At 68.0% G+C, this 24890-nt stretch carries 25 protein-coding genes; all 25 read left to right on the top strand.

The annotated features are described in order from the left end of the window. Nucleotides 1-123: 123 nt before the first annotated feature. The 25 genes from nadA (at nucleotide 124) to GBRO_RS14610 (ending at nucleotide 24827) form a co-directional block, all read left to right on the top strand. Nucleotides 124-1170, top strand: coding sequence for a quinolinate synthase NadA (nadA, locus tag GBRO_RS14730; protein ID WP_012834689.1), 1047 nt, complete (start codon nucleotides 124-126; stop codon nucleotides 1168-1170). Further along, nucleotides 1163-2068: a carboxylating nicotinate-nucleotide diphosphorylase gene (gene nadC, locus GBRO_RS14725; RefSeq protein WP_012834688.1), complete on the top strand. Its 906-nt coding sequence runs from the start codon at nucleotides 1163-1165 to the stop codon at nucleotides 2066-2068. The genes nadA and nadC overlap by 8 nt, the downstream gene beginning before the upstream one ends. Before the next feature lie 43 nt (nucleotides 2069-2111). Then, nucleotides 2112-2666 carry a hypothetical protein gene (locus tag GBRO_RS24750; protein ID WP_012834687.1) on the top strand — a complete coding sequence of 185 codons (555 nt, stop codon included), beginning with the start codon at nucleotides 2112-2114 and terminating at the stop codon, nucleotides 2664-2666. Between the two features lie 84 nt (nucleotides 2667-2750). Further along, on the top strand, nucleotides 2751-2987 hold the full coding sequence (locus GBRO_RS14715) for a DUF6364 family protein (protein WP_012834686.1): 237 nt from the start codon (nucleotides 2751-2753) through the stop codon (nucleotides 2985-2987). Further along, a complete protein-coding gene (locus GBRO_RS14710; protein ID WP_012834685.1) occupies nucleotides 2984-3427 on the top strand; it encodes a PIN domain-containing protein in 444 nt (147 codons plus the stop codon). The genes GBRO_RS14715 and GBRO_RS14710 overlap by 4 nt, the downstream gene beginning before the upstream one ends. A gap of 47 nt (nucleotides 3428-3474) precedes the next feature. Continuing rightward, the gene (gene hisD / locus GBRO_RS14705; RefSeq protein WP_012834684.1) at nucleotides 3475-4800 is read left to right on the top strand and encodes a histidinol dehydrogenase; all 1326 of its coding nucleotides are present in this window, start codon (nucleotides 3475-3477) and stop codon (nucleotides 4798-4800) included. After that, a complete protein-coding gene (locus GBRO_RS14700) occupies nucleotides 4797-5921 on the top strand; it encodes a histidinol-phosphate transaminase (RefSeq protein ID WP_012834683.1) in 1125 nt (374 codons plus the stop codon). The genes hisD and GBRO_RS14700 overlap by 4 nt, the downstream gene beginning before the upstream one ends. Further along, nucleotides 5918-6532, top strand: a complete 615-nt coding sequence (hisB, locus tag GBRO_RS14695; protein ID WP_012834682.1) for an imidazoleglycerol-phosphate dehydratase HisB — start codon at nucleotides 5918-5920, stop codon at nucleotides 6530-6532. The genes GBRO_RS14700 and hisB overlap by 4 nt, the downstream gene beginning before the upstream one ends. Next, nucleotides 6533-7168 carry an imidazole glycerol phosphate synthase subunit HisH gene (hisH, locus tag GBRO_RS14690; protein WP_012834681.1) on the top strand — a complete coding sequence of 212 codons (636 nt, stop codon included), beginning with the start codon at nucleotides 6533-6535 and terminating at the stop codon, nucleotides 7166-7168. Then, nucleotides 7165-7479, top strand: a complete 315-nt coding sequence (locus tag GBRO_RS14685; RefSeq protein WP_012834680.1) for a hypothetical protein — start codon at nucleotides 7165-7167, stop codon at nucleotides 7477-7479. Before hisH ends, GBRO_RS14685 begins: the two co-directional genes overlap by 4 nt. A gap of 42 nt (nucleotides 7480-7521) precedes the next feature. Continuing rightward, nucleotides 7522-8265, top strand: coding sequence for a bifunctional 1-(5-phosphoribosyl)-5-((5-phosphoribosylamino)methylideneamino)imidazole-4-carboxamide isomerase/phosphoribosylanthranilate isomerase PriA (gene priA, locus GBRO_RS14680; protein ID WP_012834679.1), 744 nt, complete (start codon nucleotides 7522-7524; stop codon nucleotides 8263-8265). Next, nucleotides 8262-9122 carry an inositol monophosphatase family protein gene (locus GBRO_RS14675; RefSeq protein WP_012834678.1) on the top strand — a complete coding sequence of 287 codons (861 nt, stop codon included), beginning with the start codon at nucleotides 8262-8264 and terminating at the stop codon, nucleotides 9120-9122. The genes priA and GBRO_RS14675 overlap by 4 nt, the downstream gene beginning before the upstream one ends. After that, nucleotides 9119-9892 (top strand): imidazole glycerol phosphate synthase subunit HisF, encoded by a 774-nt coding sequence (hisF, locus tag GBRO_RS14670; protein WP_012834677.1) that lies wholly within the window; start codon nucleotides 9119-9121, stop codon nucleotides 9890-9892. The genes GBRO_RS14675 and hisF overlap by 4 nt, the downstream gene beginning before the upstream one ends. 72 nt (nucleotides 9893-9964) lie before the next feature. Beyond that, nucleotides 9965-10315 carry a phosphoribosyl-AMP cyclohydrolase gene (gene hisI, locus GBRO_RS14665; protein ID WP_012834676.1) on the top strand — a complete coding sequence of 117 codons (351 nt, stop codon included), beginning with the start codon at nucleotides 9965-9967 and terminating at the stop codon, nucleotides 10313-10315. Between the two features lie 55 nt (nucleotides 10316-10370). After that, nucleotides 10371-10550 (top strand): tautomerase family protein, encoded by a 180-nt coding sequence (locus tag GBRO_RS14660; protein ID WP_012834675.1) that lies wholly within the window; start codon nucleotides 10371-10373, stop codon nucleotides 10548-10550. Continuing rightward, nucleotides 10547-12124, top strand: a complete 1578-nt coding sequence (locus GBRO_RS14655) for an anthranilate synthase component I (protein WP_012834674.1) — start codon at nucleotides 10547-10549, stop codon at nucleotides 12122-12124. Before GBRO_RS14660 ends, GBRO_RS14655 begins: the two co-directional genes overlap by 4 nt. Beyond that, on the top strand, nucleotides 12121-12858 hold the full coding sequence (locus GBRO_RS14650) for a TIGR02234 family membrane protein (RefSeq protein WP_012834673.1): 738 nt from the start codon (nucleotides 12121-12123) through the stop codon (nucleotides 12856-12858). Before GBRO_RS14655 ends, GBRO_RS14650 begins: the two co-directional genes overlap by 4 nt. 112 nt (nucleotides 12859-12970) lie before the next feature. Continuing rightward, a complete protein-coding gene (gene trpC / locus GBRO_RS14645) occupies nucleotides 12971-13789 on the top strand; it encodes an indole-3-glycerol phosphate synthase TrpC (protein WP_012834672.1) in 819 nt (272 codons plus the stop codon). Between the two features lie 55 nt (nucleotides 13790-13844). Beyond that, the gene (gene trpB / locus GBRO_RS14640; protein WP_012834671.1) at nucleotides 13845-15212 is read left to right on the top strand and encodes a tryptophan synthase subunit beta; all 1368 of its coding nucleotides are present in this window, start codon (nucleotides 13845-13847) and stop codon (nucleotides 15210-15212) included. Further along, nucleotides 15209-16036 carry a tryptophan synthase subunit alpha gene (gene trpA, locus GBRO_RS14635; RefSeq protein WP_012834670.1) on the top strand — a complete coding sequence of 276 codons (828 nt, stop codon included), beginning with the start codon at nucleotides 15209-15211 and terminating at the stop codon, nucleotides 16034-16036. The genes trpB and trpA overlap by 4 nt, the downstream gene beginning before the upstream one ends. Nucleotides 16037-16058: 22 nt before the next feature. Beyond that, complete coding sequence (gene lgt, locus GBRO_RS14630; protein ID WP_012834669.1) at nucleotides 16059-17816, top strand: prolipoprotein diacylglyceryl transferase; 1758 nt, start codon at nucleotides 16059-16061, stop codon at nucleotides 17814-17816. Between the two features lie 200 nt (nucleotides 17817-18016). Beyond that, nucleotides 18017-18301, top strand: a complete 285-nt coding sequence (locus GBRO_RS14625; RefSeq protein WP_012834668.1) for a hypothetical protein — start codon at nucleotides 18017-18019, stop codon at nucleotides 18299-18301. Further along, nucleotides 18298-18546, top strand: a complete 249-nt coding sequence (locus GBRO_RS14620) for a hypothetical protein (RefSeq protein WP_012834667.1) — start codon at nucleotides 18298-18300, stop codon at nucleotides 18544-18546. Before GBRO_RS14625 ends, GBRO_RS14620 begins: the two co-directional genes overlap by 4 nt. Before the next feature lie 208 nt (nucleotides 18547-18754). Further along, nucleotides 18755-23329 (top strand): glutamate synthase large subunit, encoded by a 4575-nt coding sequence (gene gltB / locus GBRO_RS14615; RefSeq protein WP_012834666.1) that lies wholly within the window; start codon nucleotides 18755-18757, stop codon nucleotides 23327-23329. Next, complete coding sequence (locus tag GBRO_RS14610; protein ID WP_012834665.1) at nucleotides 23322-24827, top strand: glutamate synthase subunit beta; 1506 nt, start codon at nucleotides 23322-23324, stop codon at nucleotides 24825-24827. Before gltB ends, GBRO_RS14610 begins: the two co-directional genes overlap by 8 nt. Nucleotides 24828-24890 lie beyond the last annotated feature (63 nt).

The raw sequence follows: 24890 nt of genomic DNA, 5'->3' as shown, positions 1-24890 counted from the left end.
ATGGCCGAAGTGTGGCGGGTGTTACCATGGGCAGCGTTTTCGACCACCAGTCGAAAACCTCCCGGTACACACGGCCCGTGTGCGGGGAAACCCGCCCGATCAGGGCAGGCGACAGGAGTGGCTATGAGCATCACCAGCGACCGTCCCGCACACGGTCTGATCGACGCGCAGTGGTACGACACCCCGGCGGGTTTCACCGGGGTGGAGCCGACGCAGGAGTGGGCTGACGAGGTCCGACGCCTGGCCCGCGCGCGCAACGCGACGCTGCTCGCCCACAACTACGAGCTGCCCGCCATCCAGGACGTCGCCGACCATGTGGGTGACTCGCTGGCACTGTCCCGGATCGCCGCCGAGGTCGACTCCGACGAGATCGTTTTCTGTGGCGTCCACTTCATGGCCGAGACCGCGAAGATCCTCAGCCCGCGCAAGCGGGTGCTGATCCCCGACGCACGGGCCGGCTGTTCGCTTGCCGACTCGATCACCGCCGACGATCTGCGAGAGTGGAAAGCCGAGTTCCCCGACGCCGTCGTCGTCTCCTATGTGAACACCACCGCGGAGGTGAAGGGACTCACCGACATCTGCTGCACGTCGTCGAATGCGGTCGACGTGGTGGCCTCCATCGACCCCGATCGGGACGTCCTGTTCCTGCCCGACCAGTTCCTCGGTGCACACGTCAAGCGGGAGACCGGCCGCGACAACATCCACATCTGGGCCGGCGAATGCCACGTCCACGCCGGGATCAACGGCGACGAACTCACCGAGCAGGCTGCAGCTCATCCCGACGCCGACCTGTTCATCCACCCCGAATGTGGTTGCGCGACTTCGGCTCTCTACCTGGCCGGCGAAGGTGCGGTACCCGACAACCGGGTCAAGATCCTGTCCACCGGCGGCATGATCGACGCCGCACGGGAGACGGGCGCCACGCAGGTCCTCGTCGCCACCGAGGTCGGCATGCTGCACCAGCTGCGCAAGGCCGCGCCGGGTATCGACTTCCAGGCCGTCAACGACCGCGCCTCCTGCCCGTACATGAAGATGATCACGCCGGCCGCATTGCTGCGGGCGTTGCGGGAGGGACGTGACGAGGTCTTCGTCGCCGACGACGTCGCCGAACGCGCCCGCAAGAGCGTGGAGCGCATGATCGCCATCGGCAACCCCGGTTCCGGTGAGTGAGGCCGGATTCGTCGGGCAGGCGACGTCGACGCCGGCTCTCGACTTCGTCGTCACCGACGAGGTCCGTGCCCTGATCCGCACCGCACTCGATGAGGATCTGCGGTACGGACCCGACGTGACCACCGCGTCGACCGTCCCCGCCGGAGCGGAGACCGACGCGGCGATCGTCAGCCGCGCCGACGGCGTGATCGCCGGCGTGCCGGTAGTCCTCGCCGTCTTCGACGAGGTGATCGGGCCGGACGCGTACACGTTGACGTCGTCGGTGCCCGACGGGACACGGGTGGCGCGCGGCGACGTGGTGCTCGCGGTCCACGCGCCGACCGCGGCGCTGCTCACCGCCGAACGCACGGCCCTCAACCTGATCTGCCACCTGTCGGGCATCGCCACCGCGACCGCCGAGTGGGTCGACGCGGTCTCCGACCATGGCGCACGCATCCGCGATTCGCGAAAGACGTTGCCGGGCATGCGGTATCTGCAGAAGTACGCCGTCCGCGCGGGTGGCGGTGTCAATCATCGGATGGGTCTCGGTGACGCCGCGCTCATCAAGGACAATCACGTCGTCGCCGCCGGATCGGTCAGTGCCGCACTGGCGGCGGTGCGGGCCGCCGCGCCGCACCTCCCGGTGGAGGTCGAGGTCGATTCGCTCGCGCAGCTCGACGAGGTGTTGCCACTGCGTCCGCAGCTCGTGTTGCTGGACAATTTCGAGCCCTGGGAAACCCAGATGGCGGTGCAGCGACGCGATGCCCGCTCACCAGAGACCAAGCTGGAGAGCTCGGGTGGCCTGACCCTCGACGTCGCCGCGGACTACGCGCGGACGGGTGTCGACTACCTCGCGGTCGGCGCGCTCACCCACTCGGTGCGGGTCCTGGACCTCGGTCTCGACATCCCGGCGCCCTGACACCCGGCGGATCGGTCGGCCCCGCGTGTGAATACTGGGTGCCATGAGCACATCCGACCTGCCACCGAATCCGTCCGGGACGCCGACGCCGGCCGGCTCCGGCCGTGGCGACTTCACCACACCGGTTGAACTGCGGTGTGTGATGACGCCAACCGGTGAACTCAAGCGCGCAATCCCGCTGACGATCGTGACGTTCCTGTTCGCGGGGTTCGTCGCGCTCGTCGTGATCGGTGCGTCGCAAACCCTGCGGGGGATCCTGCGGCTCGAAGAGCGCAACTCCGCGCTGTCGACCCGCAAGGCGGGCGTCATCGCGGGTCCGGCCGGGATGGTCGCCAATGCCGGTATCGCCGCGTCCCAACGCAAGATCGCCGTGGGAATCGTCGGCCACGCCGTCATCACGCCGCTGCCCGATGCTCGGCGCGCCGAACTGCGCGCCCACGACCGCCTCAACGGCGGACTCTCGAATCTGGCTGGTGGACAGCCCTTCTCATCCGACAGCGGACTCGTCTTCCCAGCCGAGTTCGAAGAGAATTGGTCGCAGGGCACGATCGGCGCCTGGCTCCGGCACTACCGTCCGGACCTGGGTCTACCCAACTGAGTGCCCAAACCTCGAATCGCCCCTCATCTCAGGGTGATGGCCGAGGCCGAAGAACGACTGTGATCCAGTGCTACGCTGGATCACGTGGCCAATCGAAACATCACGCTGTCGCTGCCCGAAGAACTGGTGCGCAAGGCCAAGGTCATCGCCGCGGAACGTGACACGTCGGTGTCCGCACTCGTCGCCGAACTCGTCGAGCATCTGGCCGGGGGTTCAGAAGACTTCGATCGCGCCTGGGCGCATGAGATTGACCGCATGACGCACAGTGGCATGTCGGTGGGGGACGTCACCTGGACCCGCGATCAGTTGCACGACCGATGACCGGCGAATTCGTCGACACCAATGTCCTTCTGTATGCCTACGACGATGGCGGCGATCATCGCCACGATCGTGCGCTCGAGTTGGTCGCCGATCTCGGCAGGTCGCGCGCGGGGGTGCTGAGCGTTCAGGTGCTGCAGGAGTTCTACGTCAACGTGACGCGGAAGGTTCGCGTGCCACTCGATCCGCCTACCGCGCGGGAGATTCTTCGGACGTTGAGCCGCTGGCCGGCACATTCACCACTGGCATCCGACGTGATCGCCGCCGCCGAGATTGCCGAGTCTGCCCAACTCTCGTTCTGGGATGCGATGGTGATCAGAAGCGCACAGCGGATGGGATGCGACACGCTGTGGAGCGAAGATCTCAACGACGGTCAGGTCATCGCAGGCGTCCGTGTCCGGAACCCATTCGCCTCCGGCGACGCCGGATTCGAATCCGGATGACATGACCCCATATCCTGGACACGAACCCTTTACAACCAGGAGAGATCATGCTCGCCCGAACCGACCTGCGTGGTAGCACCCCGACACTGGCGCAGTTGCGTCGTGCGCTGCCCCGCGGGGGCACCGATGTCAACGCCGTCCTCGACACGGTGGAGCCGGTGGTGCATGCGGTGGCCGAGCACGGCGTCGAAGCCGCGCTCTCCTACGGGGAACGCTTCGACGGGGTACGCCCGGCGAGCGTGCGGGTACCGGCCGATGCCATCTCCGAAGCCCTCGAGCGCCTCGACCCGGCAATCGCCGATGCGCTGCGCGAATCGATCACCCGGGCCCGCAAGGTGCACGCCGACCAGCGCCGCGAGACCACCCGCACCCAGGTCGTCGACGGTGGTGTGGTCAGCGAGAAGTGGATTCCGGTGCGTCGCGTCGGTTTGTACGTACCAGGCGGCAACGCCGTCTACCCGTCCAGCGTGATCATGAACGTGGTGCCCGCCCAGGAAGCCGGGGTCGGTTCGCTGGTCGTCGCATCTCCGCCCCAGAAGGACTTCGGTGGATGGCCGCATCCGACGATCCTGGCCGCCTGCGCGCTGCTCGGGGTCGACGAGGTGTGGGCCGTCGGCGGCGCCCAGGGCATCGCATTGCTCACCTACGGCGGGGAGGAAACCGACGGTTCGGTCCTTGATCCCGTCGATCTCATCACCGGGCCGGGCAACATCTACGTGACCGCGGCCAAGCGGCTCTGCCGGGGCGTGGTGGGCATCGACTCCGAGGCCGGTCCCACCGAGATCGCCATCCTCGCCGACGACTCGGCCGATGCCGGCATCCTCGCCTCCGACCTGATCAGTCAGGCCGAGCACGACGTCCTGGCCGCGTCGGTGCTGGTCACCGACAGCGCCGAGCTCGCCGACGCCGTCGACGCCGCGCTCGAGCAGCAGGTGGCCGCCACCAAGCACCGCGAACGCGTCACCACCGCGCTGTCCGGAGAGCAGTCCGGGATCGTCCTCGTCGACGACCTCGAAGCCGGGCTCGCCGTGGTGGACGCCTATGCCGCCGAACACCTCGAGATCCAGACGCGCGACGCGGCCACGGTGGCCGATCGCGTACACAACGCGGGCGCGATCTTCGTCGGACCGTACGCGCCGGTGAGCCTCGGCGACTACTGCGCCGGCTCCAATCACGTTCTGCCGACGTCGGGTTCGGCCCGGTTCGCCTCCGGGCTGTCGGTGCAGACCTTCCTCAAGGGCGTGCATGTCATCGACTACGACGAGGCCGCGCTGCGCTCGGTCGCCGACAAGGTCGTCACCCTTGCCGACGCCGAAGATCTGCCCGGACACGGCGATGCGGTCACACAGCGATTCGGCGGGGGAGTCGCGTGAGCGCGCCCGGAACGGCGATCACCACCGACGATCTGCCGCTGCGCGACAATCTCCGCGGCAAGAGTGCTTACGGCGCACCGCAACTGAAGGTTCCGGTGGTGCTCAACACCAACGAGAACCCGTATCCGCCGACTTCGGCGCTCGTCGACGACATCGCTGAGTCGGTGCGGTCGGCCGCTGCTGAACTGCACCGCTATCCCGACCGGGACGCTGTGGCCCTGCGCACCGACCTCGCCGCGTACCTCAGCCGTGCCACCGGCGTCGAGCTCGGTGTCGAGAACCTCTGGGCGGCAAACGGTTCCAATGAGATCCTGCAGCAGCTATTGCAGGCCTTCGCCGGTCCCGGGCGCTCGGCGCTCGGCTTCGTCCCGTCGTACTCGATGCACCCCATCATCTCCGACGGCACCGACACCACCTGGCTGGAAGCCAAGCGGGACAGTCGGTTCGGGCTCGAGGTCGACTTCGCCGTCCTCGAAATCGAGGCGCGCAGACCCGACGTCGTCTTCGTGACCTCACCGAACAACCCGACCGGCGGATCGATCGCACTCGACGACCTGCGCCGCATCGTGGCGGCGGCGCCGGGCATCGTGATCGTCGACGAGGCCTACGCCGAGTTCTCCGCACAACCCAGCGCGGTCGAACTCATCGACGCCTACCCGGCCAAGGTCGTCGTCAGCCGCACCATGAGCAAGGCCTTTGCGTTCGCCGGTGGGCGCCTCGGCTATCTCGCGGCATCGCCGGCCATCGTCGAAGCCCTGCTGCTGGTGCGTCTGCCGTATCACCTGTCGGTGCTGACCCAGGCCGCGGCCCGTGCCGCGTTGCGCCACAGCGACGAGACGCTGGCCGGGGTCGCCGCGATCGTCGCCGAACGTGAACGCGTCGTCGGTGAACTGACCTCGGCCGGCTTCGACGTGATCGATTCCGACGCCAACTTCGTGCTGTTCGGGCGCTTCCGGGATGCATCGGCGTCCTGGCAGCGTTACCTCGACCACGGCGTGTTGATCCGCGATGTCGGAATCGGTGGACATCTGCGTGTCACCATCGGGTTGCCCGCCGAGAACGACGCCTTCCTCGACGTCAGCCGCACGCTTTCCGAGACAGATCTGGAGACCACCACGTGACACCGCGTATCGCCAAGGTCGAACGCACCACCAAGGAGTCCTCGATCTCCGTCGAACTGAATCTCGACGGCACCGGGGTCACCGACATCTCGACCGGCATCGCCTTCTTCGACCACATGCTGGGCGCCTTCGGCCAGCACGGCAGCTTCGATCTGAGGGTGCACGCCAAGGGCGACGTCGAGGTCGAGGGGCACCACACCATCGAGGACACCGCCATCGTCCTCGGTCAGGCGCTCGGTCAGGCACTCGGCGACAAGAAGGGCATCCGCCGCTTCGGCGACGCGTGGATCCCGATGGACGAGACGCTCGCGCAAGCCGTCGTCGACGTGTCCGGCCGCCCGTACTGCGTGCACTCCGGCGAACCAGATCACATGCTGTCCGCGGTCATCGGCGGATATCCCGGCGTGCCGTATTCGACGGTCATCAACCGCCACGTCTTCGAGTCGATCGCCCTCAACGCGCGCATCGCCCTGCACGTCCGCGTGCTCTACGGCCGCGACCAGCACCACATCACCGAGGCCGAGTTCAAGGCCGTTGCCCGCGCGTTGCGGGCCGCCACCGAATCCGACGCGCGAGTCAGCGGCGTGCCGTCGACGAAGGGCTCCCTGTAGATGGTGGACGTCACGATCCTCGACTACGGGTCGGGCAACCTGCGGTCGGCACAGCGCGCTCTCGAACGCACCGGGGCGCAGGTCACCGTGACCGCCGACCCCGAGATCGCCGAGAACGCCGACGGGCTGGTGGTCCCCGGAGTGGGCGCGTTCGCCGCCTGCATGGAGGGATTGCGAGCGGTACGTGGCGACCGGATCATCGGACGCCGTCTCGCCGGTGGCCGGCCCGTCCTCGGGATCTGCGTCGGCATGCAGATCCTCTTCGACCGCGGCGTCGAATTCGGGGTCGAGGCAGCCGGTTGCGGAGAGTGGCCCGGCGCCGTCACCCAGCTGCCCGCCCCCGTCCTGCCGCACATGGGTTGGAACACCGTCGCCGCGGCCGAGGGGTCGGTGCTGTTCGCCGGGCTCGACGCGGAGGACCGCTTCTACTTCGTGCACTCCTACGCCGCGCAGCAATGGGAGATGGACAACCTCGGATCCCCGTTGGCCGCGCCGAAATTGACGTGGTCGCAGCACGGTGGACCCTTCCTCGCCGCGGTGGAGAACGGGGCGTTGTCGGCGACGCAGTTCCACCCCGAGAAGTCCGGTGACGCCGGCGCGCAACTGCTGCTCAATTGGGTGCAGGGTCTGTCGTGACCCGCAACGGTGGACCCGACGGTACCCACGCCCCCGGCCCGGCACACGCACCTGACGGGACCACGCCCCGGCTGCGCTTCTCCATCGCCAAACTCGCGCTCTACGCCCTCGGCGCGGGCGTCGTGGTCCTCGCCATCTCGGTCCCGATCATCGTCGTCGCGGCCCGCTGGTCACCCATCGCCGGTCTCGTCGCGGTGCTGATCGCCGTCGTCGCGGTGATCGCGGCGATCGGTACGGTGGCAACCCGGATGGTGAACTCTGCCCGAGACGACTACCTGACCGCGCAACAGCAGCGTCCCGACACCAACTGACCACCAGCCCACACCAACCGACAGACAGGAACACCGACACCGATGGGTACCACCCTTGAGCTCCTCCCCGCAGTCGACGTCGCCGACGGGCAGGCGGTCCGGCTGGTGCAGGGTGCCGCCGGCTCCGAGACCTCCTACGGGTCACCCCGAGACGCCGCCCTCGCCTGGCAGAATGACGGCGCGGAGTGGATCCATCTGGTGGACCTCGACGCCGCCTTCGGACGTGGCGACAACCGGGACCTGCTCGCGGCCGTCGTCGGTGAACTCGACGTGAAGGTCGAACTGTCCGGCGGCATCCGCGACGACGAGTCACTGGCCGCCGCACTCGCCACCGGTTGCACCCGCGTCAACCTCGGCACCGCCGCCCTGGAGAACCCTGAATGGTGTGCTCGCGCCATCGCCGAACACGGCGACCGCATCGCGGTGGGCCTCGACGTGATCCGTGACGGCGAGTCCTACCGGCTGCGCGGTCGCGGATGGGTCACCGACGGCGGCGACCTCTGGGAGGTCCTGACCCGACTCGACCGCGACGGCTGTGCCCGGTACGTGGTCACCGACGTGTCCAAGGACGGCACCTTGGCGGGCCCGAACCTGGACCTCCTCGCCGAGGTCGCCGCGGCCACCTCGGCGCCGATCGTCGCTTCCGGCGGCGTGTCCGCCGTCGACGATCTGGTCGCCATCGCGGGTCTGGTCGGTCAGGGAGTGGAAGGCGCCATCGTCGGCAAGGCGCTCTACGCGGGGCGGTTCACCCTGCCCGAGGCGCTGACCGCCGTCGCGAACGCATGACCGCTCCCGCCACCCTCGACTTTCCGCGACTCCTCGATGTCGCGGGTTCGGTCCTCGACTCCGCAGTCGACGACTTCGTCGCCGGCGTCGGCGCACCCAGCGCGGTCACCAAGAGCGCCACCGACTTCGCCACCCAGGTCGACCTTGATCTCGAACGACGGATCGCCGACGAGATCGCCCAGGCCACCCAGATCCCGGTGCACGGCGAGGAGTTCGGCGGGCCACCCGTCGACGAGGGGGCGGTGTGGGTCCTCGACCCCATCGACGGCACCTACAACTACTCGACCGGGATGCCGCTGACCGGCATCCTGCTCGGCCTGCTGGTCGACGGCGAGCCCGTCCTCGGCCTCACCTGGCTACCGTTGCAGAACCGTCGCTACGCGGGTCACGCCGACGGCCCACTGCTGATCGACGGCCGTCCCGCCCCGCCATTGACGCACACCGAACTCGCCACCGCGGCCGTGGCCTACGGCCCGTTCAACTCCGCACACGGCGGCCGCTACGCGGGGGCGTTGCGCGCCGACGTCATCCGCGAACTCAGCGCCCGCGTCGCCCGCATCCGGATGACCGGCAGCACCGGGGTGGACCTCGCGTTCACCGCCGCCGGCATCTTCGGTGGGGCCATCGCCTTCGGGCGCCATCCCTGGGACAACGTGGCCGGAGCGGCACTCGTCCGTGCCGCCGGTGGGCTGGCGACCGATCTCGGCGGCACCCCGTGGAACGCGCATTCGGTGGGCATCGTCACAGGCGCACCGGGTCTGCACGACGAACTCCTGTCCATCATCTCTGAAACGACCGGTGACGAATGGTCAACGCGGCCTGAGGAATTCGGCCGCGAAGAAGGAGAAGTCCGATGACTCTTGCGACTCGAGTCATTCCCTGCCTGGATGTGGACGCCGGGCGGGTGGTGAAGGGCGTCAACTTCGCCAACCTGCGCGACGCCGGCGACCCGGTGGAACTCGCCGAACGCTACGACGCCGAAGGCGCCGACGAACTGACCTTCCTGGACGTGACGGCGTCGAGTTCGGGACGCTCGACGATGATCGACGTGGTCAAACGGACCGCCGATCAGGTCTTCATCCCGCTCACCGTGGGCGGCGGTATCCGCACCGTCGACGACGTCGACGCCATGCTGCGGGCCGGTGCCGACAAGGTGTCGGTCAACACCGCCGCCATCGCGCGCCCGGAAGTCCTCGAAGAGATGAGCCGACGCTTCGGCTCACAGTGCATCGTGCTGTCGGTGGACGCACGCACCGTGCCCGCCGATGCCACGCCCACCCCGTCGGGCTGGGAGGTCACCACCCACGGCGGCCGCAAGGGCACCGGCATCGACGCCATCGAATGGGCGCGCCGCGGTCAGGAACTCGGCGTCGGCGAGATCCTGCTGAACTCGATGGATGCTGACGGCACCAAACAGGGTTTCGACCTACGCATGCTGCACGCGGTGCGAGAGGCGGTGACAGTACCGGTGATCGCCAGCGGCGGTGCCGGTTCGGTCGATGACTTCGCACCCGCTGTGCAGGCCGGCGCCGACGCGGTGCTCGCGGCATCCGTCTTCCACTTCGGCGAACTCACCATCGGCGACGTCAAGACGGCCATGCGGGCCGCGGGCATCACGGTGCGCTGACCTGATCGGTGACCGCGGTTCGCCGGGGACCCACCTGACCCATCGTCGCCGCCCGGGAGGAAACTGGACTCTATGGCACTCGACCCCGACCTCGCCGCCCGGCTGAAACGCAACGACGACGGACTGTTCACCGCCGTCGCGCAGGAACGGGACACCGGGACCGTCCTGATGGTCGCGTGGATGGACGACACCGCCCTGGAACGCACGCTGGCGACCCGGCGCGCCACCTACTACTCGCGCTCGCGCCAGGAGTACTGGGTCAAGGGCGAGACCAGCGGCCACACCCAGTACGTGCACGATGCGCGCCTCGACTGCGACGGCGACACCGTCCTGCTCGTCGTCGACCAGGTCGGCGCGGCCTGCCACACCGGCAACCACAGCTGCTTCGACACCGCTTCGCTGCCGTTCGCCGACGCGCGCTGAGGAACAATGGGTCCCGTCCTCCGGGATCCCCGAACAGAAAGGCGGTGCACCCCGCATGCCCCTCATCCAGATCACCCAGACCCCGGGTCTGAGCGACCGGGTCAAGCGCGAGACCATCGCCGCGGTCACCGAGGCCTACGCCATGGCGACCGGCAAGAACCCCGACTCGGTCTGGGTCACGATCAACGAGATCCCGCGTCAGCAATGGGGCGTCGGCGGCGAGCCGCTCGGATGAGCCGGCGCTCGGCGCCGCAGCAGCCGGACTCCGACACCACCACCCTCGAGGAGTTCCTCGACCTCGCCCGCGACCATCGCGTCGTGCCGGTGACCCGCAAGGTGCTGGCCGATTCGGAGACGCCGCTGTCGGCATACCGCAAACTCGCCGGGGAACGTCCCGGCACCTTCCTGCTGGAATCGGCGGAGAACGGCCGGTCCTGGTCACGGTGGTCGTTCATCGGGGCCGGCTCACCGTCGGCACTCACCGTCGTCGACGGGCAGGCCCGCTGGTGGGGGTCGGTGCCGGCCGGGGCACCCGACGGTGGTGACCCGCTGGCCACGCTGGCCGAGTCGTTGCGTCTGCTGGCCACCGACCCGCTGCCCGGTATGCCACCTCTCACCGGCGGGTTCGTGGGGTTCATGGCCTACGACATGGTCCGACGCCTCGAGCGGCTCCCCGAGACCACCGTCGATGATCTGCGACTACCCGACATGACGATGGTGCTCGCCGCAGACCTCGCGGCCGTCGATCACCACGAGGGCACCATCACGCTGATCGCCAACGCGGTCAACTGGGACGGCACCGACGCCCGCGCCGGAGCGGCCTACGCCGACGCGGTCGAGCGACTCGACCGGATGACCAACGCGCTGGCCGCTCCCGCCGAGTCGACCGTCTCGCGGTTCTCGCGACCCGCCCCCGAGTTTCGCGCGCAACGAACGCCGCAGGAATTCGGTGCGATCGTCACCAGCCTGGTCGGCGAGATCGAGGCCGGGGAGGCCTTCCAGGTGGTCCCGTCGATGCGGTTCGAGATGGACACCGAGGCCGACCCGCTCGACGTTTACCGCGCGCTGCGGGCCTCAAATCCGAGCCCCTACATGTACCTGCTGCGGATGCCCGGCGGCACCGACGACGACGGGGTGTCCTTCACCATCGTGGGTAGCAGCCCGGAGGCGCTGGTCACGGTGTCCGATCGGGTGGCCACCACGCACCCGATCGCGGGAACCCGCTGGCGCGGGGCGACCGAGGAGGAAGACCTGCTACTCGGCAAGGACCTCATGGAAGACGAGAAGGAGAACGCCGAGCACCTGATGCTGGTGGATCTCGCGCGCAACGACCTGGGCCGCGTGTGCGTGCCCGGCACGGTGAAGGTCGGCGATTATCGCCACATCGAGCGATACAGCCACGTCATGCACCTGGTCTCGACGGTTTCCGGCGCGCTGCGCGACGACAAGGACGCCCTCGATGCGGTGACGGCCTGTTTCCCGGCGGGGACGCTGACCGGCGCTCCCAAGGTGCGCGCGATGGAACTGATCGACGAGCACGAGAAGACCCGGCGCGGACTCTACGGCGGCATCGTCGGATACCTCGACTTCGCCGGCAACGCGGATACCGCCATCGCCATCCGCACCGCGGTGATGACCGACGGGCGCGCCTACGTGCAGGCGGGCGCCGGGGTCGTCGCCGACTCGGAACCCGAGTACGAGTACAACGAGGCCCGAAACAAGGCGAGCACGGTGCTCAGCGCGGTTGCGGCGGCTGAGACGATGCGCCGGGTCGCGACCGGCGGCGACGACGGGGGCGAGCAGTCGTGAAACTCACCGACGACGACGTCGCGACCATCCGCCGCACATCCGTGCGCCGTCACCAGCTGGTCGCCGCGGTGTTGCTGGCAGCGGCGGCGCTCGCCTTCTGGGTGGCGTCGCGGCTCACCTGGGCGACCGTGTTCGCCGAGGACCACTTGTCGCCCAACCGGGAGTTCACGGTGTCCGGCGCCGACTGGAGCCCCTGGCTGACGCCGCTCGCACTGGTCCTGCTCGCCGCGATCGCCGCCGCGTTCTCCGTGCGCGGGTGGGCATTGCGAGCGCTCGCCATCCTGGTGGCCGCCGGTGGTGTGCTCGCCGCGTTCCCGGCGATCTCGTTGGTGACCGGGGGCGCCGACTCGGCCTACGCCGCACAAGCCGGCGACATCCCCGACCGATTCCAGATCCTCGGGATCGACACCAACGGCTGGGTCGCCGCGGTGGTGCTGATCGGCACCGTCTGCTGCGTCATCGCCGGGGTCGCGTTGTTGCGGATTGCCAACGGTGCCGCGATGTCGTCGAAGTACCAGACGCCGGCCGCGCGCCGCGAGGAGCTGGAACGCAAGATCTTCGCCGATCACGAGCGACGCAAGGCCGCCGCCACCGAGGCCGCCCCACCGCCGGGGGCCGGCGGGGAAACCACGCCGGATTCCCCTGAACCCACCGCCAATGAACGCATGATGTGGGACGCGCTCGACACCGGCATAGACCCCACCGACGGCGCACCGACCGACGACAAGAACTGACCCGTCACCGCTCCCGCAGTGGCCGACCGCGCAGCGGCCAACCCGAAAGCGAGTCGTTCTGCGCCGCGGTCTACCCTGAGGACACACGACGAGCGAAAGGGAGCCAGTCGCCGTGAGCACGCCCACCGTTCTCGATTCGATCATCGAGGGAGTGAAAGCCGACGTCGCCGCACGCGAAGCCGTCGTCGACTACGCGGCGGTGAAGGCGGCCTCTGCGAAGGCTCCTGCACCGCGCGACGCGCTGGCCGCGCTGCGTAAGCCGGGAATCGGCGTGATCGCCGAGGTGAAGCGCGCGAGCCCCTCCAAGGGGGCGCTCGCCGACATCCCCGACCCGGCCGAATTGGCCACGATGTACGAGTCGGCCGGAGCTCGGATCATCAGCGTGCTGACCGAGGAACGACGTTTCCACGGCTCCCTCGCCGATCTCGACAGCGTTCGTGCCGCCGTCGACATCCCGGTCCTGCGTAAGGATTTCATCGTCGGGCCGTATCAGATTCATGAGGCCCGCGCACACGGCGCCGATGTGATCCTGCTGATCGTTGCCGCGCTCGAGCAGAATGTGCTGGCCGCGCTGCTCGACCGGACCGAGAGCCTGGGCATGACCGCGCTCGTCGAGGTGCACACCGAGGAAGAGGCGAGCCGCGCACTCGAGGCCGGGGCCTCGGTCATCGGCGTCAACAACCGCAACCTGAAGACCCTCGAGGTCGACCGGGACTGCTTCGGACGGATCGCACCCGGACTGCCGACGGAAACCATCCGGATCGCCGAGTCGGGCGTGCGGGGGACCGCCGATCTGCTCGCCTTCGCCGGTGCCGGGGCCGATGCGGTCCTGGTCGGTGAGGCGCTGGTGACCAGTGGGAATCCGCGGGCCGCGGTGAGTGAACTGGTGACCGCGGGTACGCATCCGTCTTGTCCGAAACCTGTTCGCTGACAACGGCTGTGGGTGATCCCTACGCCGTGTGAGCCCGAAGAGTCTGTGAGATCGTGTGACCGCTCGAGCGCATTCGCCATCCGAGACCGGCAGTCGTGACGACGCCGCACTGCCCGCGGCCAGCGTCGGACTGACCACTCGTACCTCCCTCGAACCCGACGAGGGTGGCCACTTCGGTGTGTACGGGGGACGGCATGTGCCCGAGGCGCTGATGGCGGTCATCGACGAGGTCACCGCCACCTATCTCAAGATGCGCACCGACGAGGACTACCTCGCCGAACTCGACCGACTCCAGCGCCAGTACACCGGGCGCCCGTCGCCGCTGTATGAGGCCACCCGACTGAGCGACCAGGCCGGTGGCGCGCGGATCTTCCTCAAGCGCGAGGACCTCAATCACACCGGATCGCACAAGATCAACAATGTGCTCGGGCAGGCCCTGCTCGCGCAGCGGATGGGCAAGACTCGCATCATCGCCGAAACCGGAGCCGGTCAGCACGGCGTGGCGACCGCGACCGCATGTGCGCTACTGGGTCTCGAGTGCATCGTCTACATGGGGCGGGTGGACACCGACCGGCAGGCCCTCAACGTCGCGCGGATGCGGCTGCTCGGGGCGGAGGTGGTGGCCGTCGACAACGGATCGGCCACGCTGAAGGACGCGATCAACGAGGCGATGCGCGACTGGGTCACCAACGCGCACAACACCTATTACTGCTTCGGCACCGCGGCCGGACCCCACCCCTTCCCGACGATGGTGCGCGACCTGCAGCGCGTCGTCGGACTCGAGGCGCGCGCGCAGATCCTCGAACTGGCCGGGCGGCTGCCCGACGCCGTCGTCGCCTGCGTCGGCGGTGGCTCCAACGCCATCGGCATCTTCCATCCGTTCATCGACGACGCGACGGTGCGCCTCGTCGGCTACGAGGCCGCCGGCGACGGGGTGGAGACCGGTCGGCACGCGGCGACCTTCACCGGTGGGACGCCGGGTGCCTTCCAGGGCGCCTACTCGTACCTGCTGCAGGACGAGGACGGGCAGACCATCGAATCCCATTCCATCTCAGCGGGTTTGGACTATCCGGGGGTGGGGCCCGAGCACGCCTACCTCAAGGACAGCGGACGCGCCGAGTACCGGCCGATCACCGACACAGAGGCGATGGACGCGCTCGCCCTGCTCAGTCGCCGCGAAGGCATCATCCCGGCCATCGAGTCCGCCCACGCGGTGGCGGGGGCGCTGAAGCTGGGGCAGGAACTCGGCGAGGGCCAGATCATCGTCGTCAGCCTGTCCGGCCGGGGTGACAAGGACGTCGACACCGCGGCCCGGTGGTTCCACCTGTTCGATCCGCCGCCCTCGCAGGACGAGGCGGCGCAATCGCCGGACGCCCCAACCGATCCCGACGCCGGTCATGCGCAGTCAGGAGCCGACCGATGAGCCAGGCCGCCACCGCATCGGACGCCGGTGTCTCCTCGAAACTCGGTCCGGTCTTCGAGAAGTGCCGTGCCGAGAAGCGCGCAGCGCTGATCGGGTATCTGCCCGTCGGCTTCCCGACCGTGGATGAGTCGCTGGACTCGTTCCGGACCATGGTCGAGGCCGGCTGCGACATCATCGAGGTGGGCGTGCCCTACTCCGATCCCGTGATGGACGGTCCGACGATCCAGGACGCCGCAGACATGGCCCTGCGCAACGGGGTTCGCGTGCGTGACGTCTTCCGCGCGGTCGAGACCATCGCTTCGGCAGGTGGCAGCTCGGTGGTGATGAGTTACTGGAATCCGGTGCTGCAGTACGGCGTCGAGAACTTCTCCCGCGATCTGGCCGCGGCCGGCGGGGCGGGGCTCATCACACCCAATCTCATTCCGGAGGAGGGTGCGCAATGGCATGCCGCCTCCGACCAGTACGGCCTGGACCGGATCTATCTGGTGGCGCCGTCATCGACCACCGAGCGGATCGCGCTGACCGTCGACTCCTCCCGCGGCTTCGTGTACGCGGCGTCGACGATGGGTGTGACCGGCGCACGTGACGCCGTCTCCGACATGGCCCCCGAACTGTGCCGGCGGGTGCGTGACTACGCCGATATCCCGATCGGCGTGGGCCTCGGTGTGCGCAACCGGGAACAGGCCGCCGAGATCGCCGCGTACGCCGACGGCGTGATCGTGGGCTCGGCGCTGGTCACCGCCGCCAAGGCCGGGCAGGACCGCCTCGGTGCACTGGTCGCCGAACTCGCCGAGGGAGTGCGTGGCCATCACGACTCGGCCTGAGCGGGTCGGTTAGGGTGGCAGCGTGATCGCACCGACCACGACGTTGCTGGCCTACATCCCGAGTCCGCCGCAGGGCGTGTGGAACATCGGGCCCTTCCCGCTCCGCGCCTACGCGCTGTGCATCATCGTCGGCATCATCGTCGCCGTCTGGTGGGGAAACCGGCGCTGGATCGCCCGGGGCGGCCAGGATGGCGAGGTCCTCGACGTCGCCATCTGGGCGGTGCCCTTCGGCCTGATCGGTGGCCGCATCTACCACCTGATCACCGACTGGCGTACGTATTTCGGCGACGGTCCCAAGGACCCGATCGACGCGCTGAAGATCTGGGACGGTGGTCTCGGCATCTGGGGGGCGGTGTTCTTCGGCGCCCTCGGCGCGTGGATCGGCGCGCGGCGGCACGGCATCCGGCTGCCCGCCTTCGGCGATGCCATCGCACCCCCCATCCTGCTGGCGCAGGCCATCGGCCGGCTCGGCAACTACTTCAACCAGGAGCTCTACGGCCGGGAGACCGCGGTGCCGTGGGGTCTGGAGATCTATGAGCGCACCGACTCCTCAGGCCATCGCGACCCCGGTCTGATCAGCGGTGTCTCCAACGGTGACGTGGTGGCCGTGGTGCACCCGACGTTCCTCTATGAACTGTTGTGGAATGTCGCCGTCGTGGTGGCGCTGGTGTACATCGACCGCCGGTTCCGCATCGGGCATGGTCGTCTGTTCGCCCTCTATGTGGCCGGTTACTGCGTGGGCCGCCTCGGAGTGGAACTGTTGCGCTCGGATCCGGCCACCCTCATCGCCGGCATCCGCATCAACGTCTTCACCGCAGCCATCGTGTTCGCCTGCGCGGCGGCCTATTTCGTCATAGCGCCGCGGGGACGCGAGCAGGGTCTGGAGATGTATCACCCGGCGCGTGCCGCCGAACTCGAGGAACAAGGTGTCGCCGGCTACGTCGACGACTGGTACGACGAAGACCTCGACGAGCCGGACGAATCCATCGAGCCTACGCACGAACTCGATTCGACCCTGGAAGACGAAGTCGACGACGAACCACCCGCAGTCGACGAACCACCCGCAGTCGATCTCGAGAAGTCCACCGCCGACGGCACCGCAGATTCCGCCGACAGCACCGAACCCGACGCCGACAGCACCGGGTCTGACGCCGAGGGCACCGCAGATTCCGGCGAGGGCACCGAGGCCGATGCCGACAGCACCGGGTCTGACGCCGAGGGCACCGCAGATTCCGGCGAGGGCACCGAGGCCGATGCCGACAGCACCGGGTCTGACGCCGAGGGCACCGCAGATTCCGGCGAGGGCACCGAGGCCGATGCCGACAGCACCGGGTCTGACGCCGAGGGCACCGCAGATTCCGGCGAGAGCACCGAGTCTGACGTCGAGGGCACCGCCGATTCCGCCGACGGCGCCGCAGACTCCACCGAGGACTCCGAGTCCGACGCCGGCGACAACACATCTGACGCCGAGGGCACCGCAGATCTAGCCGATAGCACCTCGGACTCCGCTGAGAGCTCTGAGTCCGACGCGGAGGGCACTCCACATTCCGGCGATGGCGCCGAACCGGACGACGTTGACAACACAGTCGAGTCCGTCGAGGCTACCGCGCCTGACAGCGAAGACACCTCGTCTGACGACCAGGTTGGTCCCGAGTCGAGATCCGCTGAGGCCGCGATACCTGAGGCCGGGATCGCGAAGGGGTCCGACGCCCAGACGGCTGAGGGCGGCTCCATGGACGACGAGCATGAGGCCGCGTCCTCCGAGGGTGACAACACCTGACAGCGACAGCGTCGCGGCACATCAACGAGCGTCAGAGAGAGATGTCCGACGCGTAGCCACCGCACTAAGATCCTGATGGTCCGCCCAGGTGGAGGGGACTGGATGACACGAGAGAAGGAATTCAGTAGTCGACGTTGCTGCGAGTGCAGACCTGAGAGTGCGCCTTCGGAACATTTGAGTACCGCACATTTGAGTACCGCGTGACCTCCCACGACGGCACCGCTGCCAGCCGGACGAACTCGGGCCAGCGTGAGCACGCCGCTCAGACGGTCGTTGCCCTGGCACTATTGACGACGATCTACCTCGCGCCGTACCACGTCCACATTCTCTCGGTCACCGCACAGCGGTGGTCGATCGTCGCGATTTCAGTCGTCCTCGCCTGCGTCGTCGTCAACTTTCATCGTCCGGCCGCCTACCGGTGGGCAGCGGTGATCGCAGCCGCTGCGTGTGCCGCTGCCGTCGCCCTGATCCCGATCGGCGGATGAGCGTGGACAAGAGATTCTTCGGGCCGGCGACACCCTTCGCCGCCATCGTCGCGTCGGTGGTGGCGTTGTACGCCTTCTCCCTCTTCCTGCTGTGGGGTCTCATCATCGACGCCGTGGTCGTCATCGCCGCTGGACTGGCGATGCTCGTGTCCGCCGACTCGCGACCGATCGCTACCGGCATCGCCTGTGGGTTTCTCACGGTGACGATCGGATTCGGAGCTGTGTTCGTGGTCCCGATCGATTAGGGCGTATCTCCCGCTCGCACTGCGGTCCGCACCGGCGGCAACCACGGTCCGGGTCGGATAGACTGCAATTTCGCGACACACCCGGTCCCCGACGATGCAGCCTCACATCGACGTCGGTGACCCGAGTGCCGCCAGTCTGCTCCACGGGCCAGTGCTGTCCCAACGGACTCCCAGCATGCGATTCGTCCCGGATCGAGTGGAGGTAGTGATGTTATTTTCTGCACTTCCGGCCAAACAGGGCCTGTACGACCCGGAGGCCGAGGTCGATTCCTGCGGCGTGGCCATGGTCGCCGACATCCACGGCCGACGTTCCCACTCGATCGTCGCCGACGGCCTGCTCGCACTGGAGAACCTCGAACATCGTGGGGCGGCCGGCGCCGAGGTCAACAGCGGTGATGGTGCCGGCATCCTGATCCAGCTGCCCGACGAACTGCTACGCAACTCCGTGGACTTCGACCTGCCCACGCCCGCAACCGACGGCTCCAACACCTACGCGGCCGGTGTCTGCTTCCTGCCTGTGGACCCGGCACTCCGCCAAGCGGCCATCGACCGTGTCGCCGCCCTCGCCGAGGCCGAGGGTGTGACCATCCTGGGCTGGCGCGACCTGCCGGTCGATGCCGAACGCGCCGACATCGGCGACACCGCCCTCGGGTGCATGCCGCACATGATGCAGCTCTTTGTCACCGTCGAACCCGAGCGACCGGGCGGTGACCGGCTCTCCGGCCTCGCCCTCGACCGCTACATCTACCCGTTTCGTAAGCAGGCCGAGCGTGTTACCCCGGAGATCGAGGAAGCCGGCACCGGGCTGTACTTCCCGTCGCTGTCGAGCCGCACCATCGTCTACAAGGGCATGCTCACCACGATGCAGCTGCCGCTGTATTACGACGACCTGCGCGACGACCGGTGTCTCAGTGCCATCGCCATCGTCCATTCCCGCTTCTCCACCAACACCTTCCCGTCGTGGCCGCTGGCGCATCCGTTCCGCTTCGTCGCGCACAACGGCGAGATCAACACGGTGCGCGGCAACCGCAACCGGATGCGGGCCCGTGAGGCGCTCCTCGAGACCGACCTCATCCCCGGTGACCTCACACGTGCGTTCCCGATCTGCACCCCGGAGGCCTCCGATTCCGCCTCGCTCGACGAAGTTCTCGAACTCCTGCATCTCGGTGGCCGCAGCGTGGCGCACGCGGTGATGATGATGGTCCCCGAGGCGTGGGAGAACGTCGCCGACATGGATCCCCGACGCCGCGCCTTCCTGCAGTTCAACGCATCGCTGATGGAGGCGTGGGACGGGCCGGCCTGTGTCACGTTCACCGACGGGACCGTGGTCGGCGCAGTACTCGACCGCAACGGGCTGCGCCCCGGCCGGTGGTGGCAGACGCGCGACGGGCGGGTGATCCTCGCGTCGGAAGCCGGCGTGCTCGACGTCCCGGTCGACGACGTTGTCTCCAAGGGCCGCCTCGAACCGGGACGGATGTTCCTCGTCGACACCGCGCAGGGACGCATCATCCCCGACGAGGAGGTCAAGGGCGACCTGATCAACGCCGAGCCCTACGACGAGTGGTTGCACGCCGGTCTCCTCGACATCGCGACGCTGCCCGGCCGACAGGTGTACAAACCCAACCACGACACCGTCGTCCGGCGTCAGGTGTCCTTCGGCTACACCGAAGAGGACCTGCGTGTTCTTCTGACCCCGATGGCGGCGTCGGGCTACGAGCCGCTCGGTTCGATGGGCACCGACACCCCGGTGGCGGTCCTGTCCAAGCGTTCACGCCTGCTCTACGACTATTTCGTCGAACTGTTCGCACAGGTCACCAACCCACCGCTGGATGCGATCCGCGAGGAGATCGTCACGTCGATGGCGCGCGTGATGGGGCCCGAACAGAACCTGCTCGCGCCGAGCGCGGCGTCGTGCCGGCAGATCCTGCTGCACTGGCCGGTCATCGACAACGAGGATCTCGCCAAACTCGTCCACATCAACGACGACGGCGACAACCCGGGACTCTCGGCGAAGGTGCTCAGCGCCCTGTACGAGGTCGCCGAGGGCGGGGCCGGACTCGCTGCGGCGCTGGAGGATCTACGTCAGCGGGCCAGCCGGGCGATCGCCGAGGGGCACACCACGCTGGTGATCTCCGACCGCCACACCGACCGTGATCACGCGCCCATCCCGTCGTTGCTGGCGACGTCGGCGGTCCATCATCATCTGGTCCGCACCAAGGAACGGACCAAGGTCGCTCTGGTCGTCGAATCCGGGGATGCCCGGGAGGTCCACCACATTGCGCTGCTGATCGGATTCGGTGCCGCGGCGGTCAATCCGCATCTGGCTCTCGAGACGATCGAGGATCTCATCGCCGAAGGTGAACTCACCGGGGTGTCGACGTCGAAGGCCATCCGCAATTATCTCGAAGCTCTCGGCAAGGGCGTGCTCAAGGTGATGAGCAAGATGGGTATCTCGACCATCAGCTCCTACACGGGCGCACAGGCTTTCGAGGCCGTCGGGCTCTCCTCGGAGGTCGTCCGGGAGTACTTCACCCGGACCGTCTCCCGCATCGAGGGAGTCGGGCTCGACGAACTGGCCGAAGAGGTCCGCATCCGTCATCATCGGGCGTTCCCGGACAACCCCACCGAACAGGTCTATCGTCGGCTCGAGGTGGGCGGGGAGTACCAGTACCGTCGCGAGGGTGAACTGCACCTGTTCACCCCGGAGACCATCTTCCTGCTGCAGCATGCCACCAAGACCGGGCAGGCCGAGGTCTTCGAGCAGTACTCCGACGAGGTGAACAAGCTGTCCCGCGAGGGCGGCACCCTGCGCGGCCTGTTCGAATTCGATCTGGCTGCGCGCGAACCGATCCCGCTCGAGGAGGTGGAACCGGCCGAAGCGATCATGAAACGCTTCAACACCGGCGCGATGAGTTACGGCTCCATCTCCGCAGAGGCGCACGAGACCATCGCCATCGCGATGAACCGCATCGGGGGCCGATCCAATTCGGGTGAGGGCGGCGAAGACGTGGATCGTCTCTACGATCCGGAACGGCGCAGCGCGGTCAAGCAGGTCGCCTCGGGCCGGTTCGGCGTGACCAGCGACTACCTGATCAACGCCACCGATATCCAGATCAAGATGGCGCAGGGTGCGAAACCCGGTGAGGGTGGCCAACTCCCGGCGTACAAGGTGTATCCGTGGATCGCCAAGACCCGGCATTCCACCCCCGGTGTCGCACTGATCTCACCGCCACCGCATCACGACATCTACTCGATCGAGGACCTCGCCCAACTGATCCACGACCTGAAGAACGCGAACTCCAACGCGCGCATCCACGTCAAGCTGGTGAGTGCGGTCGGTGTCGGCACGGTCGCCACCGGCGTCTCCAAGGCGCACGCCGACGTGGTGCTCATCTCCGGGCACGACGGCGGGACCGGCGCGTCGCCACTGACGTCGCTCAAACATGCCGGTACGCCATGGGAGATCGGTCTCGCCGACGCCCAGCAGACGTTGATGCTCAACGGACTTCGCGACCGGATCACCGTGCAGTGCGACGGTGCGCTGCGCACGGGCCGCGATGTCATCATGGCCGCGTTGCTCGGTGCCGAGGAGTACGGATTCTCCACCGCGCCGCTAATCGTGACGGGCTGCATCATGATGCGTGTCTGCCATCTCGACACGTGCCCGGTGGGTGTGGCGACGCAGAATCCGGTGCTGCGGTCACGGTTCACCGGTCAGGCCGAGCATCTGGTCAACTTCTTCCGCTTCGTCGCCGAAGACGTGCGAAAGTATCTGGCGCAGCTGGGATATCGGACGCTCGACGAGGCAATCGGTCAGTCGCAGCGCCTGCACACCGACACCGCGCTCGCGCACTGGAAGAGCAAGGGGCTCGACCTCACCCCGATCTTCCGCAAGGTGACCGACAAGGGGCCGAGCCGACGGATTCGCGGGCAGGACCACGGGCTGGACAAAGCGTTGGACCAGACCATGATCGCGCTCGCCGAAGGCGCTCTGGAGGACGCTCATCCGGTGACGCTCGAACTCCCGGTCCGCAACGTCAACCGCACGGTCGGCACCCTGCTCGGCTCGGAGGTCACGCGCCGCTACGGCGCCGAGGGTCTGTCCGAGGACACGATCACGGTGAAGCTGACCGGTTCGGCGGGGCAGTCCCTGGGTGCTTTCCTGCCGCCCGGGGTGACCATCGAGCTCTCCGGCGACGCCAACGACTATGTCGGAAAGGGCTTGTGCGGCGGCAAGATCGTCGTCGCGCCCGACCCCGCGGCATGGTTCATCGCCGAGGATCAGGTCATCGCCGGCAACACCATCCTCTATGGTGCGACCTCGGGTCGGGTGTTCCTGCGCGGACGGGTCGGGGAACGGTTCTCGGTGCGCAACTCGGGCGCCACCGCAGTGGTGGAGGGCGTGGGAGATCACGCCTGCGAGTACATGACCGGCGGCCGGGTCGTCATCCTCGGGCCGACCGGACGCAACATGGCGGCGGGGATGTCCGGTGGTATCGCCTTCGTCTACGACCTCGATCCCGACAAGGTCAACAAGGCGATGGTCGAGCTGATGCGGCCCGATCCCGACGACCTGCGGTGGCTCAGGGACACCATCACCGAGCACACCGGGCTCACCGGTTCGGCGATCGGCGCGTCGATGCTGGCCGACTGGCCACGTCGGTGTCTCGCCTTCACCAAGGTGATGCCCACCGATTACAAGCGTGTTCTCGACGCGGCCCGCATGGCCGAAGCCGAAGGGCGCGACGTCGATTCAGCGATCATGGAGGCGGCACGTGGCTGACCCGCGCGGGTTCCTGGAGATCCCCAAGAAGGAAGCGAAGTACCGGCCGGTGGCCGAACGCGTCACCGACTGGGATGACGTCTACGAGCACGCCGCGAATCCATTGCAGGTGCTCGGCGAGGTGTCCACGCAGGCCCGGCGCTGTATGGACTGCGGAATCCCGTTCTGCCACTCGGAAACCGCGGGCTGCCCGCTGGGTAACCTCATCCCGGAGTGGAATGATCTGGTGCGTCGCGGCCGCTGGGACGCGGCCAGCGCCCGACTGCACGCCACCAACAACTTCCCCGAGTTCACCGGCATGGTGTGCCCCGCCCCGTGCGAGGCGGCCTGCGTGCTGTCCATCTCGGAGGCCACCACCGGTGGCAGCGTCACCATCAAGCGGATCGAGAAGACCATCGCCCACGAGTCGTGGGCCGAGGGCATCATCGGACCGGAGCCGCCGGCGTCCAAGTCGGGCCGATCGGTGGGGATCGTCGGCTCGGGACCGGCCGGTTTGGCCGCCGCACAGCAGTTGACCCGGGCCGGCCACGACGTGACCGTCTACGAACGCGACGACCGGCTCGGTGGCCTGCTGCGCTACGGCATCCCGGAGTACAAGCTGCAGAAGTCCGACATCGACCGTCGTATCGCCCAGATGCGCGCCGAGGGAACCGAATTCGTCACGAGCTGCGATGTGGGTACCGATCTGTCGGTGGCGGAGTTGCGATCGCGCCACGATGCCGTGGTCCTGGCGATCGGGGCGATGGAGGCGCGCGACAACCCGGTACCGGGGCGCGACCTCGACGGCGTGCACCTGGCGATGGAACATCTCGTCCCGGCCAACCGCGAGTGTGAGGGGGACGGACCGTCGCCGATCACCGCGGCCGGTAAGCACGTGGTCATCATCGGTGGCGGCGACACCGGGGCCGACTGCCTCGGCACCGCACACCGGCAGGGTGCGGCGTCGGTGGTGCAACTCGACTACAACCCCGAACTGCCGGGTGATCGCGACGACAATCGGTCACCCTGGCCGACATGGCCGCTGGTCATGCGGACGTCCAGCGCGCACGCCGAGGGTGGTGAACGTCGTTATCAGGTTGCCGTGCAACGCTTTCTGGGCGACGAACAGGGCAAGGTCACCACGATGGTGCTCGCCGAGGTGGCCGTGCGTCGCGACGCCGACGGCCGGCGCGTGGTCACCCCGGTCGGTGACGAGTTCGAGATCCCGTGTGAACTCGCCTTGTTCGCAATCGGTTTCGCCGGTGTCCGGTCCTCGCAGCTGATGGCCGATCTGCAGATCGAGCCGAACAAGCGCGGTGTGATCTCCTGCGGAAGCGACTGGCAGACCGATGCCCCAGGGGTTTTCGTGTGCGGTGACGCGCATCGCGGAGCCTCCCTGGTGGTGTGGGCCATCGCCGAGGGCCGCTCGACGGCCCGTGCAGTCGACACCTTCCTGATGGGGGCCTCTGATCTGCCGTCCCCGGTGCGGCCGGCGACGCTGCCGCTGTCGGTTCGCTGACGGCCGACGCGTGTGAACCCTGTGTTTCATAGTTTTCTCGACGTGCGGAGATGGCGGTGGGAC

Origin of the sequence: Gordonia bronchialis DSM 43247, assembly GCF_000024785.1 — a bacterium.
GTDB lineage: Bacteria > Actinomycetota > Actinomycetes > Mycobacteriales > Mycobacteriaceae > Gordonia > Gordonia bronchialis.
This window is presented reverse-complemented; position numbering and strand designations above follow the sequence as displayed.

Bases quoted from the DNA above. Each gene is read 5' to 3' on its own strand.
- nadA (WP_012834689.1), top strand. From the start codon at position 124: ATGAGCATCACCAGCGACCGTCCCGCACACGGTCTGATCGACGCGCAG.
- GBRO_RS24750 (WP_012834687.1), top strand. From the start codon at position 2,112: ATGAGCACATCCGACCTGCCACCGAATCCGTCCGGGACGCCGACGCCG.
- GBRO_RS14710 (WP_012834685.1), top strand. From the start codon at position 2,984: ATGACCGGCGAATTCGTCGACACCAATGTCCTTCTGTATGCCTACGAC.
- hisD (WP_012834684.1), top strand. From the start codon at position 3,475: ATGCTCGCCCGAACCGACCTGCGTGGTAGCACCCCGACACTGGCGCAG.
- hisH (WP_012834681.1), top strand. From the start codon at position 6,533: ATGGTGGACGTCACGATCCTCGACTACGGGTCGGGCAACCTGCGGTCG.
- priA (WP_012834679.1), top strand. From the start codon at position 7,522: ATGGGTACCACCCTTGAGCTCCTCCCCGCAGTCGACGTCGCCGACGGG.
- GBRO_RS14675 (WP_012834678.1), top strand. From the start codon at position 8,262: ATGACCGCTCCCGCCACCCTCGACTTTCCGCGACTCCTCGATGTCGCG.
- hisF (WP_012834677.1), top strand. From the start codon at position 9,119: ATGACTCTTGCGACTCGAGTCATTCCCTGCCTGGATGTGGACGCCGGG.
- hisI (WP_012834676.1), top strand. From the start codon at position 9,965: ATGGCACTCGACCCCGACCTCGCCGCCCGGCTGAAACGCAACGACGAC.
- GBRO_RS14660 (WP_012834675.1), top strand. From the start codon at position 10,371: ATGCCCCTCATCCAGATCACCCAGACCCCGGGTCTGAGCGACCGGGTC.
- GBRO_RS14655 (WP_012834674.1), top strand. From the start codon at position 10,547: ATGAGCCGGCGCTCGGCGCCGCAGCAGCCGGACTCCGACACCACCACC.
- trpA (WP_012834670.1), top strand. From the start codon at position 15,209: ATGAGCCAGGCCGCCACCGCATCGGACGCCGGTGTCTCCTCGAAACTC.
- GBRO_RS14620 (WP_012834667.1), top strand. From the start codon at position 18,298: ATGAGCGTGGACAAGAGATTCTTCGGGCCGGCGACACCCTTCGCCGCC.
- gltB (WP_012834666.1), top strand. From the start codon at position 18,755: ATGTTATTTTCTGCACTTCCGGCCAAACAGGGCCTGTACGACCCGGAG.